Raw genomic sequence first — 16189 nt, forward strand, 5'->3', positions numbered from 1 at the left:
ATGGTTTAACCGGAATAATGACACGGAGTAGAAAGGAAACGCATGAAAGCAGCGCGCCCCGGTAAGTTGAGACGCCAGGAAGATCAGGCCAGCTTTGTCAGCTGGCGTTTTGCGTTGCTGTGCGGCTGCATTTTGCTGGCGATGGTTGGCCTGATGCTGCGCGTCGCGTACCTGCAGGTCATCAACCCCGATCGTCTGGTGAAAGAAGGTGACATGCGTTCGCTGCGCGTGCAGGAAGTGCCGACCGCGCGCGGCATGATCAGCGATCGCGCCGGCCGTCCGTTGGCGGTCAGCGTGCCGGTGAATGCGGTGTGGGCCGATCCGAAAGAGCTGAACGAGCGCGGCGGCATCACGCTGGACAGCCGCTGGAAAGCGCTTTCCGATGCGCTCAACATCCCGCTGGACCAACTCTCCAACCGCATCAACGCCAACCCGAAAGGGCGCTTCGTTTATCTGGCGCGCCAGGTTAACCCGGCGATCGGCGACTACATCCACAAACTCAAGCTGCCGGGGATCTACCTGCGGCAGGAGTCGCGCCGTTACTACCCGGCTGGGCAGGTGACGTCGCACATCATCGGCGTGACCAACATCGACGGGCAAGGTATCGAAGGCGTCGAGAAGAGCTTCGACCGCTGGCTGACCGGGCAACCGGGCGAGAGAACGGTGCGTAAGGATCGTTTCGGCCGGGTGATCGAAGACATCTCCTCCGTCGACAGCCAGGCGGCGCACAACCTGGTGCTGAGCGTCGATGAGCGCCTGCAGGCGCTGGTGTATCGCGAGCTGAACAATGCGGTGGCGTTCAACAAGGCCGAATCGGGCACTGCGGTGCTGATCGATGTGAACACCGGCGAAGTGCTGGCGATGGCCAACAGCCCGTCTTACAACCCGAACAACATGGCCGGTACGCCGAAAGAAACCATGCGTAACCGCGCCATCACCGATATTTTTGAACCCGGTTCAACCGTGAAGCCAATGGTGGTGATGACCGCGCTGCAAAACGGCGTGGTGAGAGAAAACAGCGTGCTGAACACCATCCCGTACCGCATCCAGGGCCACGAGATCAAAGACGTGGCGCGGTACTCGGAGCTGTCATTGACCGGGATCTTGCAGAAGTCGAGTAACGTCGGTGTTTCAAAGCTGGCGTTAGCGATGCCGTCCTCAGCGTTAGTAGATACTTACTCTCGTTTTGGGCTGGGAAAAGCGACCAATTTGGGGCTGGTCGGAGAAAGCAGTGGCATATACCCAAAAAAACAACGGTGGTCTGACATAGAGAGGGCCACCTTCTCTTTCGGCTACGGGCTGATGGTAACTCCGTTACAGTTGGCGCGAGTCTATGCAACGATCGGCAGCCTGGGCGTGTATCGCCCATTGTCGATCACCAAGGTTGACCCTCCGGTCGCCGGCGAACGCGTTTTCCCTGAACCTCTGGTGCGCACCGTGGTGCACATGATGGAAAGCGTGGCCTTGCCGGGCGGCGGCGGCGTGAAAGCCGCCATCAAGGGGTACCGTATCGCCATCAAAACCGGTACCGCAAAAAAAGTGGGCCCGGACGGCAAATACGTCAACCGATATATCGCTTATACCGCCGGCGTCGCGCCGGCAAGTAACCCCCGTTTTGCCCTGGTGGTCGTCATCAACGACCCACAGGGTGGGAAATACTATGGTGGTGCAATCTCCGCGCCGGTGTTCGGCGCCATCATGGGCGGCGTATTACGCACCATGAACGTCGAGCCTGACGCGTTGCCTACCGGTGACAAAAGCGAATTAGTGATTAACAAGAAAGAGGGTTCAGGTGGCAGATCGTAATTTGCGCGACTTACTCGCCCCGTGGGTGCCGACGGCACCCGGGCGCGCGCTGCGGGAAATGACATTAGACAGCCGTGTGGCGGCTGCCGGGGATCTGTTTGTCGCCGTTGTCGGCCATCAAACGGATGGACGCCGCTATATTCCGCAGGCCATCGCGCAGGGCGTCGCCGCCGTGATCGCCGAAGCTGACGGTCAGGCCGAAGACGGCGCCATCGTTGAGATGCACGGCGTGCCGGTGATCTACCTGAGCCAACTGAACCAGCGCCTTTCCGCGCTGGCCGGGCGTTTTTACCACCAGCCGGGCGAGCGTCTGCGCCTGGTCGGCGTGACCGGCACCAACGGCAAAACCACCACTACGCAGCTGTTGGCGCAGTGGAGCCAACTGCTGGGCGAAACCAGCGCGGTGATGGGCACCGTCGGCAACGGCCTGCTGGGCCAGGTGTGTCCGACCGAGAATACCACCGGTTCTGCGGTGGATGTTCAACACGTATTAAACGAGTTGGCGGAACAGGGCGCGACCTTCGCCGCCATGGAAGTTTCTTCCCACGGTCTGGTGCAACACCGGGTGGCGGCGCTGCCGTTCGCCGCGGCGGTCTTTACCAACCTGAGCCGCGATCACCTGGATTACCACGGTGACATGGCCAATTACGAGGCGGCCAAATGGTCGCTGTTCGCCGCCCACAGCGTGGGGCAGGCGATCATCAACGCCGACGATGAAGTCGGTCAGCGCTGGCTCGGCAAGCTGCCGGATGCGGTAGCGGTGACGATGCAGGGCAACCTGCAGCCGGGCGGCCACGGCCGCTGGCTGAAAACCACGGCGGTCGATTATCACGACAACGGCGCCACCGTTCGTTTCAGCTCCAGCTGGGGCGACGGCGAGATCGAAAGCCGCCTGATGGGCGCTTTCAACGTCAGCAACCTGCTGTTGGCCTTGGCCACGCTGCTGTCGCTGGGCTATCCGCTGGAGGCGCTGGTGGAAACCGGCAGCCGTCTGCAGCCGGTCTGCGGCCGCATGGAAGTGTTTAACGCGCCGGCCAAACCGACGGTGGTGGTGGATTACGCCCACACGCCGGATGCGCTGGAGAAAGCGCTGGAAGCCGCGCGCCTGCACTGCCAGGGGCAGCTGTGGTGCGTCTTCGGCTGCGGCGGCGATCGCGACAAGGGCAAGCGTCCGCTGATGGGCGGTATTGCCGAGCAGTTCGCCGATCGCGTGGTGATCACCGATGACAACCCGCGTACCGAAGAGCCGCGCGCAATTATCAACGACATCCTGACCGGATTGCTGGACGCCGGGCAGGCGCTGGTGATCCACGGCCGCGCCGAAGCGGTAACCAGCGCCATCATGCAAGCGCAGGCGCAGGATGTGGTGTTGGTGGCGGGCAAGGGCCATGAAGATTATCAGCTGGTGGGCAACCGCCGCCTGGATTACTCCGACCGCACGACGGTCGCCCGACTGCTGGGGGTGCTGGCATGATCCCTGTCTCTCTTCAGACACTGGCTGAGGTATTGAGCGCTGAACCGATCGGCGCCGATTGCCAAATTGTCGAGGTGACGACAGACACCCGCAAGGTGACCGCCGGTTGCCTGTTTGTGGCGCTGAAAGGTGAGCGTTTCGACGCTCACGACTTCGCGGCGGATGCCGTAGCCGCAGGCGCCGGGGCATTGCTGGTCAGTAAGCGCTTATTGGTGGACGTGCCGCAGCTGGTGGTGGAAGACACCCGTTTGGCGCTGGGGCAGCTTGGCGCCTGGGTGCGTCAGCAGGTGCCGGCGCGCGTGGTGGCGCTGACCGGCTCCTCGGGCAAGACATCGGTGAAAGAAATGACCGCCGCCATTCTGCGTGAATGCGGCGAAGTGCTGTATACCGCCGGTAACTTCAATAACGACATCGGCGTGCCGCTGACGCTGTTGCGTCTGGAGCCGCAGCATGATTTTGCCGTGATAGAGCTGGGCGCTAACCACATTGGCGAAATCGCTTACACCACCGCATTGACGCGTCCGCAGACCGCTTTGGTGAATAACCTGGCGGCGGCGCACCTGGAAGGCTTCGGCTCGCTGGCCGGCGTCGCTCAGGCGAAAGGTGAAATCTTTACCGGCCTGCCGGCCGACGGCGTGGCGATCATCAACGCCGATAACAACGATTGGCCGCACTGGCAGAGCATGCTGGTCGGCAAAACCGTCTGGCGCTTCTCGCCGCAGGCCGCCGAAGGTATGGACTTCTTCGCGGACAACGTGCGGGTGAATGGCGCAGGTACGCAGTTCACGCTGCACAGCCCGTTCGGCACCGCCGAGATCGCACTGCCGCTGCCGGGGCGCCACAACGTGGCCAACGCGCTGGCGGCCACGGCGCTGGCGATGTCGGTGGGCGCGACGCTCGAAGCGGTGCGTCAGGGGTTGAAACAATTGCAGGCGGTGCCGGGGCGCTTGTTCCCGGTGGCGCTGGCCGAAGGCAAGCTGCTGCTGGACGACAGCTATAACGCCAACGTCGGGTCGATGACCGCGGCGGCGCAGGTGCTGGCGGAAATGCCGGGCTACCGCGTGATGGTGGTCGGCGATATGGCCGAGCTGGGCGCAGAAGCGGAAGAGTGCCACCGTCAGGTGGGTGAAGCCGCCCGCCTGGCCGGGGTCGATAAAGTGATCAGCGTCGGCGGGTTGAGCCGCGTGCTGAGCGAAGCCTCCGGCAACGGCGAACATTATCAGGACAAGACAGCAGTGATCGCGCGCGTGGCGGAATTACTGTCGGAACATGCGGTCATCACCGTGTTAATCAAAGGTTCACGTAGTGCCGCAATGGAGCAGGTAGTACGCGCGTTACAGGAGAAAGCACCATGTTAGTTTGGCTGGCCGAACATTTGGTCAAGTATTACTCAGGCTTCAACGTCTTTTCTTATCTGACGTTCCGAGCCATTGTCAGCCTGCTGACCGCGCTGTTCCTGTCGCTGTGGATGGGCCCGCGGGTGATCAAGCGTCTGCAAGAAATGTCCTTCGGTCAGGTGGTGCGCAACGACGGCCCCGAGTCGCACTTCAGCAAGCGCGGCACGCCGACCATGGGCGGCATCATGATCCTGACCTCCATCACCATTTCGGTGCTGATGTGGGCCTACCCGTCCAACCCGTATGTCTGGTGCGTGCTGTTTGTGCTGGTGGGTTACGGCATCGTCGGCTTCGTCGACGACTACCGCAAGGTGGTGCGTAAGGACACCAAAGGGTTGATCGCCCGCTGGAAGTATTTCTGGCAATCGGTGATTGCGCTGATTGTCGCATTCGCCATGTACGCCGTAGGAAAAGACACGCCAGCCACCGAGCTGGTTGTGCCGTTCTTTAAGGACGTGATGCCGCAGCTGGGCCTGCTGTACATCCTGCTGGCCTATTTCGTCATCGTCGGCACCAGCAACGCGGTCAACCTGACCGACGGCCTGGACGGCCTGGCGATCATGCCGACGGTATTCGTGGCGGCCGGCTTCGCGCTGGTGGCCTGGGCGACCGGTAATATGAACTTCGCCAACTACCTGCACATTCCGTATCTGCGTCATGCCGGTGAGTTGGTGATCGTGTGTACCGCCATCGTCGGTGCCGGCCTCGGGTTCCTGTGGTTCAACACCTACCCGGCTCAGGTGTTTATGGGCGACGTCGGTTCGCTGGCGCTAGGCGGCGCGCTGGGCACCATTGCGGTGCTGCTGCGCCAGGAGTTCTTGCTGGTGATCATGGGCGGCGTGTTCGTGGTAGAGACGCTGTCGGTGATCCTGCAGGTGGGGTCGTTCAAGCTGCGCGGACAACGCATTTTCCGCATGGCGCCGATTCACCACCACTATGAATTGAAAGGCTGGCCGGAACCGCGCGTGATCGTGCGCTTCTGGATCATTTCGCTGATGCTGGTGCTGATTGGCCTGGCAACGCTGAAGGTGCGTTAATCATGGCAGACTATCAGGGTAGAAAAGTCGTCATCATCGGGTTGGGCCTCACCGGCCTGTCCTGTGTCGATTTCTTCATGGCGCGCGGCGTGACGCCGCGCGTGATGGATACCCGTATCGCGCCGCCAGGGTTGGACAAACTGCCTGAAAGCGTGGAGCGCCATCTGGGCGATCTGAATCAAGACTGGCTGCTGGCGGCGGATCTGATCGTCGCCAGCCCGGGCGTCGCGCTGGCGACCCCGGCATTGAGCGCCGCGGCTGACGCCGGCGTCGAAATCGTCGGCGACGTCGAACTGTTCTGCCGCGAGGCGCAGGCGCCGATCGTGGCGATTACCGGCTCCAACGGCAAGAGCACCGTCACCACCCTGGTGGGTGAGATGGCGAAAGCCGCCGGTTGGGCGGTGGGCGTGGGCGGCAATATCGGCCTGCCGGCGCTGAGCCTGTTGCGTCAGGAATGTCAGCTTTACGTGCTGGAGCTGTCCAGCTTCCAGCTGGAAACGACGTATAGCCTGCGGGCGGCGGCGGCGACCATCCTGAACGTGACCGAAGATCATATGGATCGCTATCCGTTCGGTCTGCAGCAGTATCGCGGTGCCAAGCTGCGCGTGTATGAAAACGCCGCGGTGTGCGTGGTGAACGCGGACGACGCGCTGACCATGCCGGTGCGCGGCGCCGACGAACGCTGTGTCAGCTTCGGCGCGGACGTAGGCGACTATCACTTGAACCGCCAGCAGGGGGAAACCTGGCTGCGGGTGCGCGGTGAGAAGGTGCTGAATACGCGCGAAATGAAGCTGACCGGCCGCCACAATTACACCAACGCCCTGGCGGCGCTGGCGTTGGCGGATGCGGTCAATATCCCGCGTGCGTCCAGCCTGAAGGCGCTGACCACCTTCACCGGCCTGGCACACCGCTTCCAGCTGGCCTGGGAGCACAACGGCGTGCGTTGGATCAACGATTCCAAAGCCACCAACGTCGGCAGCACCGAAGCGGCGCTGAACGGCCTGCAGGTGGACGGCACGCTGCATCTGCTGCTGGGCGGCGACGGCAAGTCCGCCGATTTCTCGCCGCTGGCGCGCTATCTGCAGGGCGACAACGTGCGTCTGTATTGTTTTGGCCGTGACGGCGCTCAGCTGGCACAGCTGCGGCCGGAAGTGGCGACGTTGACCGAGACCATGGAGCAGGCGATGCGCACCATCGCCGGCCGCGTAATGCCCGGCGATATGGTGCTGTTGTCGCCGGCTTGCGCCAGCCTCGATCAGTTCCGTAATTTTGAAGTGCGCGGCGATGAGTTCGCCCGCCTGGCGCAGGAGCTTGGCGGATGAAACTACGCTTGCCGAACTTCGGGCTGACAGAACGGCTGAAAGACTGGGTGACCGGCGCGCGCGACAACGACGCGGTCAACATGGTGCTGTACGATCGCACCCTGCTGTGGTTGACCTTCGGCTTGGCGATCATCGGCTTCGTGATGGTGACCTCGGCCTCGATGCCGATCGGCCAACGCCTGGCGGACGATCCGTTCCTGTTCGCCAAACGTGACGCGCTGTACCTCGGCCTGGCGTTCGGCCTGTCGCTGGTGACGCTGCGCATCCCGATGGAAATTTGGCAGCGCTACAGCAACGTGATGCTGCTGATGTCGATCGTGATGCTGCTGATCGTCCTGGTGGTGGGGAGCTCGGTAAACGGGGCCTCGCGTTGGATCGCACTTGGCCCGCTGCGTATTCAGCCCGCGGAGCTGTCCAAGCTGTCGCTGTTCTGCTACCTGGCGAGCTATCTGGTGCGCAAGGTGGAAGAGGTGCGCAGCAACTTCTGGGGCTTCTGCAAGCCGATGGGCGTGATGGTGGTGCTGGCGGTGCTGCTGCTGGCGCAGCCGGATCTCGGCACCGTGGTGGTGCTGTTCATCACCACGCTGGCGATGCTGTTCCTGGCCGGCGCGAAAATGTGGCAGTTCCTGGCGATCATCGGCTCCGGCGTGTTCGCCGTGGTGCTGCTGATCATCGCGGAACCGTACCGTATGCGCCGCGTGACGTCGTTCTGGAACCCGTGGGCCGACCCGTTCGGCAGCGGCTACCAGCTGACCCAGTCGCTGATGGCGTTCGGCCGCGGCGAGTTCTGGGGGCAGGGGCTCGGCAACTCGGTGCAGAAACTGGAGTATTTGCCGGAAGCGCACACCGACTTCATCTTCTCCATTTTGGGGGAAGAACTGGGCTATATCGGTGTGGTTTTAGCCCTGTTAATGGTATTCTTCGTCGCTTTTCGCGCGATGTCCATCGGGCGCCGCGCGCTGGAGATCGACCAACGCTTCTCCGGCTTCCTGGCCTGCGCGATCGGCGTGTGGTTCAGCTTCCAGGCGCTGGTTAACGTCGGCGCCGCCGCGGGCATGCTGCCGACCAAAGGTCTGACGCTGCCGCTGATCAGTTACGGCGGTTCGAGCTTGCTGATTATGTCGTCGGCGATCGTGCTGTTGCTGCGAATTGATTATGAAACGCGCCTGACCAAGGCTCAGGCGTTTGTGAAGAGGTAAGGGATGAGCGGGAAACCTAAGCGTTTAATGGTGATGGCAGGCGGTACCGGCGGGCACGTGTTCCCGGGGCTGGCGGTCGCGCATCATCTGATGGCGCAGGGCTGGCAGGTGCGCTGGCTCGGAACCGCAGACCGAATGGAAGCCGATCTGGTGCCGAAGCACGGGATCGAGATCGATTTTATCCGCATCTCCGGCCTGCGCGGCAAGGGCCTGAAGGCTCAATTGACCGCACCGCTGCGGATCTGGCAGGCGGTGCGTCAGGCAAAAGCCATTATGCGCAGCTATCAGCCGGATGTGGTGCTGGGAATGGGCGGTTACGTCTCCGGTCCCGGCGGCCTGGCAGCCTGGCAGTGCGGCATCCCGGTGGTGCTGCACGAGCAGAACGGCATCGCCGGTTTGACCAACCGCTGGCTGGCGCGCATCGCCGCCAAAGTGATGCAGGCCTTCCCCGGCGCGTTCCCGAACGCCGAGGTGGTGGGCAACCCGGTGCGTACCGACGTGTTGGCGCTGCCACTGCCGGCAGAGCGGTTGCAAGGGCGCGAAGGCCCGATCCGCGTGCTGGTGATTGGCGGAAGTCAGGGCGCCCGCGTGCTGAATCAGACAGTTCCTGAAGTCGCGGCGCGTTTGGGCGATAGAATTACGCTCTGGCATCAGGTTGGCAAGGGCGCGCTGGAAACGGTGCTGCGCGACTACGAAAGGGTAGGGCAGACGCAGCACAAAGTGACCGAGTTCATCGACGACATGGCCGCCGCCTATGCCTGGGCCGACGTGGTGGTCTGCCGCTCCGGCGCGTTGACCGTCAGTGAAATCGCGGCGGCAGGGCTGCCGGCGATCTTCGTGCCGTTTATGCACAAGGATCGTCAGCAGTACTGGAACGCGCGTCCGCTGGAAGAAGCCGGCGCGGCGAAGATTATCGAACAGCCGCAGTTTAACGCCGATGTGGTGGCCGAACTGCTGGCGAGTTGGGATCGCAAGACGCTGCTGGCCATGGCCGAGAAAGCGCGTGCGGTCGCCATTCCGGATGCCACCGAGCGCGTGGCGGCGGAGCTGGTGCGGCTCGCCAAGTAACGAGTGCAGGGGTTCGGCGCGCCGAACCTGAATAAAAGCAATGTGATGTAGGGCCGGGGTACCGGATCCGGATTAGAGAGAGTGATGAATACACAACAACTGGCGAAACTACGTACTATCGTGCCCGAGATGCGTCGCGTCCGGCACATTCACTTTGTCGGCATCGGTGGTGCCGGCATGGGTGGTATCGCCGAAGTGTTGGCAAACGAAGGGTATCAGATCAGCGGCTCCGACCTGGCGCCGAATCCGGTCACCCAACAGTTAAGCGCGCTCGGGGCGACGATTTATTTCAATCACCGTCCGGAAAACGTGCTGGATGCGAGCGTGGTGGTGGTGTCTACCGCCATCTCCGCCGACAACCCGGAGATCGTCGCCGCTCGTGAAGCGCGCATCCCGGTGATCCGCCGCGCTGAAATGCTGGCGGAGCTGATGCGTTTTCGCCACGGTATCGCTATCGCCGGCACGCACGGCAAAACCACCACCACGGCGATGGTCTCGAGCATTTACGCCGAAGCCCGCCTGGACCCGACCTTCGTCAATGGCGGGCTGGTGAAGGCGGCGGGGACCCACGCACGACTGGGGTCCAGCCGTTATCTGATCGCGGAAGCGGATGAGAGCGATGCGTCGTTCCTGCATCTGCAGCCGATGGTGGCCGTGGTCACCAACATCGAAGCCGACCACATGGACACCTACCAGGGCGACTTCGAGAACCTGAAGCAGACGTTTATCAATTTCTTGCACAACCTGCCGTTCTACGGCCGCGCGGTAATGTGCATCGACGATCCGGTGGTGCGTGAGCTGCTGCCGCGCGTGGGTCGCCACATCACCACCTACGGCTTCAGTGAAGATGCCGACGTGCGCATCGAAGACTACCGGCAGATTGGGCCGCAGGGGCACTTTACCCTGAGCCGTCAGGACAAACCGTTGCTGACGGTGACGCTGAACGCGCCGGGCCGCCACAATGCGTTGAACGCAGCGGCGGCGGTGGCGGTAGCGACCGAAGAAGGCATCGACGACGAAGATATCCTGCGCGCGCTGGCGGGCTTCCAGGGCACTGGGCGCCGCTTCGATTTCCTCGGCGAGTTTCCGCTGGAGCCGGTCAACGGCAAAGCGGGCAGCGCGATGCTGGTGGACGATTATGGCCACCATCCGACCGAAGTGGACGCCACGCTGAAAGCGGCGCGCGCCGGCTGGCCGGACAAGCGTCTGGTGATGATCTTCCAGCCGCACCGCTACACGCGTACTCGCGATCTGTACGACGATTTCGCCAACGTGCTGTCGCAGGTGGATGTGCTGCTGATGCTTGACGTGTACGCCGCCGGTGAAGCGCCGATCCCGGGCGCGGACAGCCGCTCGCTGTGCCGCACCATCCGCAGCCGCGGCAAGCTGGATCCGATCCTGGTTTCCGATGCCGATACCGTGCCGGAAACGCTGGCGCAGCTGCTGCAGGATGAAGACTTGGTGCTGGTGCAAGGCGCCGGCAACGTGGGCAAAATCGCCCGTAAACTGGCCGAGCTGAAGCTGCAGCCGCCGAAGAAAGAGGAGGAGCACCATGGCTGATAAAGTTGCAGTTCTGCTGGGCGGCACCTCCGCTGAACGTGACGTTTCTCTGCAGTCCGGCGCCGCGGTGCTGGCCGGGTTGCGCGAAGCCGGCATCGATGCGCACGGCGTCGATATCCGCGATTTCCCGGTGACCCAGCTGAAAGATCAAGGGTTCACCAAAGTGTTTATCGCGCTGCACGGCCGCGGCGGCGAGGACGGCACCCTGCAGGGGCTGCTGGAGTTCCTCGAGCTGCCTTATACCGGCAGCGGCGTGATGGCCTCGGCGCTGACCATGGACAAATGGCGCACCAAGATGGTGTGGCAGTCGATGGGCTTGCCGGTGGCGCCTTACGTGGCGCTGAATCGCCAGCTGTATCTCGGCGCCGAAAAAGCGGCGCTGCTGGCGCGCGTGGCGGATCTCGGCCTGCCGCTGATCGTCAAGCCGAGCCGTGAAGGCTCCAGCGTCGGCATGAGCAAGGTCACCGAGAGCGCTGCGTTGGAAGCCGCGCTGGAAGAAGCCTTCCGCCATGACGACGATGTGCTGGTGGAGAAGTGGCTGAGCGGCCCGGAATACACGGTGGCAATGCTGGGCGACCAGGTGCTGCCGTCTATCCGTATCCAGCCGGCCGGCGTGTTTTACGACTACCAGGCCAAGTACATTTCGGACGATACGCAGTACTTCTGCCCGAGCGGTTTAAGCGCCGAGCAGGAAGCCGAGATGGCGGCATTGGCGCTGCGCGCCTACCGCGGTCTGGACTGCAGCGGCTGGGGCCGCGTCGACGTGATGCAAGACAGCGATGGCAGCTTCTATCTGCTTGAGGTGAACACCTCTCCGGGCATGACCAGTCATAGCCTGGTGCCGATGGCGGCGCGCCAGTTTGGATTAAGCTTCTCGCAGCTAGTGGCGAGAATTTTGGAGTTGGCCGACTGATATGTCGCAAGCTGCCCTAAATGCGCGCGATCGCGAGGTGGATAACGGCCCGCGCCGCAGCAATGGAACCCAGTTGGCGGGAATGATTTTCCTGCTGATGGTGTTGGGAACGGTCGTGTGGAGCGGTTGGGCGGTGCTTGGCTGGATGAAAGACGCCAGTCGCCTGCCGCTCTCAAGGCTGGTGGTGACCGGCGAACGCCACTACACCACCAACGATGATATTCGTCAGGCGATCCTGGCGCTGGGCGCCCCCGGCACCTTTATGACGCAGGATGTGGACGTCATCCAGCAGCAGATCGAACGTCTGCCGTGGATCAAGCAGGCCAGCGTGCGCAAACAATGGCCGGATGAGCTGAAGATCCATCTGGTGGAGTACGTCCCGGTGGCGCGCTGGAACGATTTGCACATGGTGGACGCCGAGGGCAAAGCGTTCAGCGTGCCGGCGGAGCGGGCGGGCAAGCAGAAGTTGCCGCTGCTCTACGGGCCGGAAGGAAGCGAACAGGATGTGCTGGAGGGCTATCGGGCGATGAGCGCCACGTTGGCGGCCAGCAAGTATACGCTGAAAATGGCGGCGATGACCGCGCGCCATTCCTGGCAGCTGGCGCTGGACAACGATGTTCGGCTTGAGCTGGGGCGCGATGACCGCAACGGGCGTTTGCAGCGGTTTATCGAGCTTTACCCGGTATTGCAGCAGCAGGGCCAGGCGGAGAGCAAGCGTGTCAGCTATGTCGATCTGCGCTACGAGTCCGGCGCTTCGGTAGGGTGGGCTCCGGTGTTGGTCGATCCGCAGGCGCTTGGCGGTCAGCAAAACAGTAATCAGCAACAGAATCAGGCACAGGCAAAACAACAATGATCAAGTCGACGGACAGAAAACTGGTAGTTGGACTGGAGATCGGTACTGCAAAAGTCTCCGCGTTGGTAGGGGAAGTTCTGCCCGATGGCATGGTCAACATTATCGGGGTGGGCAGCTGCCCGTCTCGCGGCATGGATAAGGGTGGCGTAAACGACCTGGAGTCGGTGGTGAAGTGCGTACAACGCGCCATCGATCAGGCCGAGCTGATGGCGGACTGCCAGATCTCGTCGGTGTATCTGGCGCTGTCGGGCAAGCACATCAGCTGCCAGAACGAAATCGGCATGGTGCCGATCTCGGAAGAGGAAGTGACGCAGGACGACGTGGAGAACGTGGTGCACACCGCCAAATCGGTGCGCGTGCGCGACGAACACCGCATTCTGCACGTGATTCCTCAGGAATACGCCATCGATTATCAGGAAGGCATCAAAAACCCGGTTGGGCTGTCCGGCGTGCGCATGCAGGCCAAGGTGCATCTGATTACCTGCCATAACGATATGGCGAAGAACATCGTCAAGGCCGTGGAACGTTGCGGCTTGAAAGTTGACCAACTTATTTTCGCCGGTCTGGCCGCGAGCTACGCGGTGCTGACCGAAGATGAACGCGAACTCGGCGTTTGCGTGGTGGATATCGGCGGCGGCACCATGGATATGGCGGTGTACACCGGCGGTGCGCTGCGCCACACCAAAGTGATCCCTTACGCCGGGAACGTGGTCACCAGCGATATCGCTTACGCCTTCGGCACGCCGCCGACCGACGCGGAAGCGATTAAAGTTCGACACGGTTGTGCGCTTGGGTCGATTGTTAGCAAGGATGAGAATGTAGAGGTGCCTAGCGTCGGGGGACGTCCTCCGCGCAGTCTGCAAAGACAGACGCTGGCTGAAGTCATTGAGCCACGCTACACCGAACTGTTGAATCTGGTTAACGATGAAATTTTGCAATTGCAGGAGCAACTGCGTCAGCAAGGGGTGAAGCATCATCTGGCGGCAGGTATCGTGCTGACCGGTGGCGCCGCCCAGATTGATGGCCTGGCAGCCTGTGCGCAACGGGTGTTCCACACCCAGGTACGCATCGGCCAACCCTTGAACATCACGGGTCTGACGGATTATGCGCAGGAGCCTTACTACTCGACGGCGGTAGGTCTGCTGCACTATGGAAAAGAGTCTCACCTGAGCGGTGAGACAGAAGTAGAAAAACGCGCCTCGGTGGGCAATTGGTTTAAACGCATCAATAGCTGGCTGAGAAAAGAGTTTTAATGTTTCAACAAAGAGATCATGCTGAGTAATCTTTTTATGATCTCGCAGCGACAGGCACAAAACGGAGAGAAACTATGTTTGAACCAATGGAACTAACCAATGACGCGGTGATTAAAGTCATCGGCGTCGGCGGCGGCGGTGGCAACGCCGTTGAACACATGGTGCGCGAGCGCATCGAAGGTGTTGAATTCTTCGCTGTGAACACGGACGCCCAGGCGCTCCGCAAAACGGCGGTTGGCCAAACCATCCAGATTGGTAGCGGTATTACCAAAGGTCTGGGTGCGGGCGCGAACCCTGAAGTGGGTCGCAATTCAGCGGAAGAAGACCGCGAAGCCCTGCGCGCAGCGCTGGACGGCGCAGACATGGTCTTCATCGCAGCCGGCATGGGCGGCGGTACCGGTACCGGTGCAGCGCCAGTGGTGGCTGAAGTGGCTAAAGATTTGGGTATTCTGACCGTGGCCGTGGTGACCAAGCCTTTCAACTTCGAAGGCAAGAAGCGCATGGCATTCGCGGAGCAGGGTATCGCTGAGCTGTCCAAACACGTGGACTCGCTGATCACTATCCCGAACGACAAGCTGTTGAAAGTTCTGGGTCGCGGCATTTCCCTGCTGGACGCGTTCGGCGCGGCCAACGACGTGCTGAAAGGCGCGGTGCAGGGTATCGCCGAGCTGATCACCCGTCCGGGCCTGATGAACGTCGACTTCGCCGACGTGCGCACCGTGATGTCCGAAATGGGCTACGCGATGATGGGTTCCGGCGTGGCTTGCGGTGAAGACCGCGCCGAAGAAGCGGCCGAAATGGCGATCTCCAGCCCACTGCTGGAAGACATCGACCTGTCCGGCGCGCGCGGCGTGTTGGTCAACATTACCGCTGGCTTCGACCTGCGTCTGGATGAGTTCGAAACCGTGGGTAACACCATCCGCGCGTTCGCTTCCGACAACGCTACCGTGGTTATCGGTACCTCGCTGGATCCAGAAATGAACGACGAACTGCGCGTAACCGTGGTTGCAACCGGTATCGGTATGGACAAGCGTCCTGAAATCACCCTGGTGACCAATAAGCAGGCCAGCCAGCCGGTGATGGATCACCGTTATCAGCAGCACGGCATGTCGCCTCTGCCGCAGGAAGTGAAACCTGCCGCGAAGGTGGTCAACGACCAAGCTGCGCAGCCGAATAAAGAGCCCGACTATCTTGATATTCCAGCCTTCCTGCGTAAGCAGGCAGACTAAGAATATCCTGAGAATTTGGAATCTCCGCTCTTTGTGCTAAACTGTCCCGCCAGCCATGCTGTATGCTTGGCTGGTAGGATGGATAACATTGCGAGATAAAACGATGATCAAACAAAGGACATTAAAACGTATTGTTCAGGCGACTGGCGTCGGTTTGCATACCGGCAAGAAAGTCACGCTGACAATGCGCCCAGCGCCGGCTAATACCGGGGTCATCTATCGTCGCACTGACTTGAATCCACCGGTTGATTTTCCGGCTGATGCAAAATCCGTGCGTGATACCATGCTCTGTACTTGCCTGGTGAATGAGCATGACGTGCGTATTTCGACCGTTGAGCACCTCAACGCCGCGCTGGCTGGGCTGGGCATCGACAACATCGTCATTGAAGTCGACGCCGCTGAAATCCCAATCATGGACGGCAGCGCCAGTCCGTTCGTGTTCTTGCTGCTGGATGCCGGCATCGAAGAACTGAACTCGGCGAAGAAATTCCTGCGTCTGAAAGAGACTGTGCGTGTTGAAGATGGCGATAAATGGGCCGAGCTGTCCCCGCATAACGGGTTCCGCTTGGACTTCACCATCGATTTCAACCACCCGGCTATCGACGCCAGCTCTCAGCGCTATCGCCTTGATTTCTCGGCTGAGTCGTTCGTGCGTCAAATCAGCCGCGCGCGCACCTTCGGGTTTATGCGTGACATCGAATACCTGCAGTCCCGTGGCCTGGCCTTGGGCGGCAGCTTCGATTGCGCCATCGTGGTAGACGACTACCGCGTGCTGAACGAAGACGGTCTGCGTTTCGAAGACGAATTCGTACGTCACAAAATGCTGGACGCCATCGGCGACCTGTTCATGTGCGGCCACAACATCATTGGCGCGTTCACCGCGTTCAAGTCTGGCCACGCGCTGAACAACAAACTGCTGCAGGCCGTGCTGGCCAAGCAGGAAGCGTGGGAATACGTGACCTTCCAGGACGAAGCCGAAATGCCATTGGCATTCAAGGCACCGTCTACCGTATTGGCGTAAGGTCTGAATTCCTCGCCTGCGAATAACGGCAGGCGCATCCCCTGAGAGCCTGAGCAT

Annotated in this window: 13 protein-coding genes; all 13 read left to right on the forward strand. The window is 61.5% G+C overall.

Going from position 1 to position 16189, the window contains the following annotated elements; translation table 11 throughout:
• Positions 1-42: 42 nt before the first annotated feature.
• Complete coding sequence (locus ACJ8IL_RS11800; RefSeq protein WP_004932790.1) at positions 43-1806, forward strand: peptidoglycan glycosyltransferase FtsI; 1764 nt, start codon at positions 43-45, stop codon at positions 1804-1806.
• Entirely contained in the window at positions 1793-3280 is a 1488-nt protein-coding gene (gene murE / locus ACJ8IL_RS11805; RefSeq protein WP_197811548.1) for a UDP-N-acetylmuramoyl-L-alanyl-D-glutamate--2,6-diaminopimelate ligase, read from the forward strand. The genes ACJ8IL_RS11800 and murE overlap by 14 nt, the downstream gene beginning before the upstream one ends.
• Positions 3277-4638 (forward strand): UDP-N-acetylmuramoyl-tripeptide--D-alanyl-D-alanine ligase, encoded by a 1362-nt coding sequence (gene murF / locus ACJ8IL_RS11810; RefSeq protein WP_342095840.1) that lies wholly within the window; start codon positions 3277-3279, stop codon positions 4636-4638. The genes murE and murF overlap by 4 nt, the downstream gene beginning before the upstream one ends.
• Complete coding sequence (gene mraY, locus ACJ8IL_RS11815) at positions 4632-5714, forward strand: phospho-N-acetylmuramoyl-pentapeptide-transferase (RefSeq protein WP_004932782.1); 1083 nt, start codon at positions 4632-4634, stop codon at positions 5712-5714. Before murF ends, mraY begins: the two co-directional genes overlap by 7 nt.
• A 2-nt stretch (positions 5715-5716) precedes the next feature.
• Positions 5717-7036, forward strand: coding sequence for a UDP-N-acetylmuramoyl-L-alanine--D-glutamate ligase (gene murD, locus ACJ8IL_RS11820; protein WP_049204793.1), 1320 nt, complete (start codon positions 5717-5719; stop codon positions 7034-7036).
• A complete protein-coding gene (gene ftsW / locus ACJ8IL_RS11825) occupies positions 7033-8235 on the forward strand; it encodes a cell division protein FtsW (RefSeq protein WP_442516555.1) in 1203 nt (400 codons plus the stop codon). The genes murD and ftsW overlap by 4 nt, the downstream gene beginning before the upstream one ends.
• A 3-nt stretch (positions 8236-8238) precedes the next feature.
• Positions 8239-9303, forward strand: coding sequence for an undecaprenyldiphospho-muramoylpentapeptide beta-N-acetylglucosaminyltransferase (gene murG, locus ACJ8IL_RS11830; protein ID WP_004932773.1), 1065 nt, complete (start codon positions 8239-8241; stop codon positions 9301-9303).
• Between the two features lie 84 nt (positions 9304-9387).
• Entirely contained in the window at positions 9388-10863 is a 1476-nt protein-coding gene (gene murC, locus ACJ8IL_RS11835; RefSeq protein WP_025301571.1) for a UDP-N-acetylmuramate--L-alanine ligase, read from the forward strand.
• Positions 10856-11776: a D-alanine--D-alanine ligase gene (locus ACJ8IL_RS11840; protein WP_442516556.1), complete on the forward strand. Its 921-nt coding sequence runs from the start codon at positions 10856-10858 to the stop codon at positions 11774-11776. The genes murC and ACJ8IL_RS11840 overlap by 8 nt, the downstream gene beginning before the upstream one ends.
• Before the next feature lies 1 nt (position 11777).
• On the forward strand, positions 11778-12629 hold the full coding sequence (gene ftsQ / locus ACJ8IL_RS11845) for a cell division protein FtsQ (protein ID WP_004932761.1): 852 nt from the start codon (positions 11778-11780) through the stop codon (positions 12627-12629).
• Complete coding sequence (gene ftsA, locus ACJ8IL_RS11850; RefSeq protein WP_004932758.1) at positions 12626-13882, forward strand: cell division protein FtsA; 1257 nt, start codon at positions 12626-12628, stop codon at positions 13880-13882. The genes ftsQ and ftsA overlap by 4 nt, the downstream gene beginning before the upstream one ends.
• A 74-nt stretch (positions 13883-13956) precedes the next feature.
• Positions 13957-15111, forward strand: a complete 1155-nt coding sequence (ftsZ, locus tag ACJ8IL_RS11855) for a cell division protein FtsZ (RefSeq protein WP_004932757.1) — start codon at positions 13957-13959, stop codon at positions 15109-15111.
• A gap of 103 nt (positions 15112-15214) precedes the next feature.
• A complete protein-coding gene (gene lpxC, locus ACJ8IL_RS11860; protein ID WP_004932754.1) occupies positions 15215-16132 on the forward strand; it encodes a UDP-3-O-acyl-N-acetylglucosamine deacetylase in 918 nt (305 codons plus the stop codon).
• Positions 16133-16189 lie beyond the last annotated feature (57 nt).

The organism is Serratia sp. CY47444, from assembly GCF_052168635.1.
Lineage (GTDB): Bacteria > Pseudomonadota > Gammaproteobacteria > Enterobacterales > Enterobacteriaceae > Serratia > Serratia bockelmannii.

Coding starts and splice junctions, on each gene's coding strand:
- ACJ8IL_RS11800 (WP_004932790.1), top strand. CDS start 43: ATGAAAGCAGCGCGCCCCGGTAAGTTGAGACGCCAGGAAGATCAGGCC.
- murF (WP_342095840.1), top strand. CDS start 3,277: ATGATCCCTGTCTCTCTTCAGACACTGGCTGAGGTATTGAGCGCTGAA.
- mraY (WP_004932782.1), top strand. CDS start 4,632: ATGTTAGTTTGGCTGGCCGAACATTTGGTCAAGTATTACTCAGGCTTC.
- murD (WP_049204793.1), top strand. CDS start 5,717: ATGGCAGACTATCAGGGTAGAAAAGTCGTCATCATCGGGTTGGGCCTC.
- ftsW (WP_442516555.1), top strand. CDS start 7,033: ATGAAACTACGCTTGCCGAACTTCGGGCTGACAGAACGGCTGAAAGAC.
- murG (WP_004932773.1), top strand. CDS start 8,239: ATGAGCGGGAAACCTAAGCGTTTAATGGTGATGGCAGGCGGTACCGGC.
- murC (WP_025301571.1), top strand. CDS start 9,388: ATGAATACACAACAACTGGCGAAACTACGTACTATCGTGCCCGAGATG.
- ACJ8IL_RS11840 (WP_442516556.1), top strand. CDS start 10,856: ATGGCTGATAAAGTTGCAGTTCTGCTGGGCGGCACCTCCGCTGAACGT.
- ftsQ (WP_004932761.1), top strand. CDS start 11,778: ATGTCGCAAGCTGCCCTAAATGCGCGCGATCGCGAGGTGGATAACGGC.
- ftsA (WP_004932758.1), top strand. CDS start 12,626: ATGATCAAGTCGACGGACAGAAAACTGGTAGTTGGACTGGAGATCGGT.
- ftsZ (WP_004932757.1), top strand. CDS start 13,957: ATGTTTGAACCAATGGAACTAACCAATGACGCGGTGATTAAAGTCATC.
- lpxC (WP_004932754.1), top strand. CDS start 15,215: ATGATCAAACAAAGGACATTAAAACGTATTGTTCAGGCGACTGGCGTC.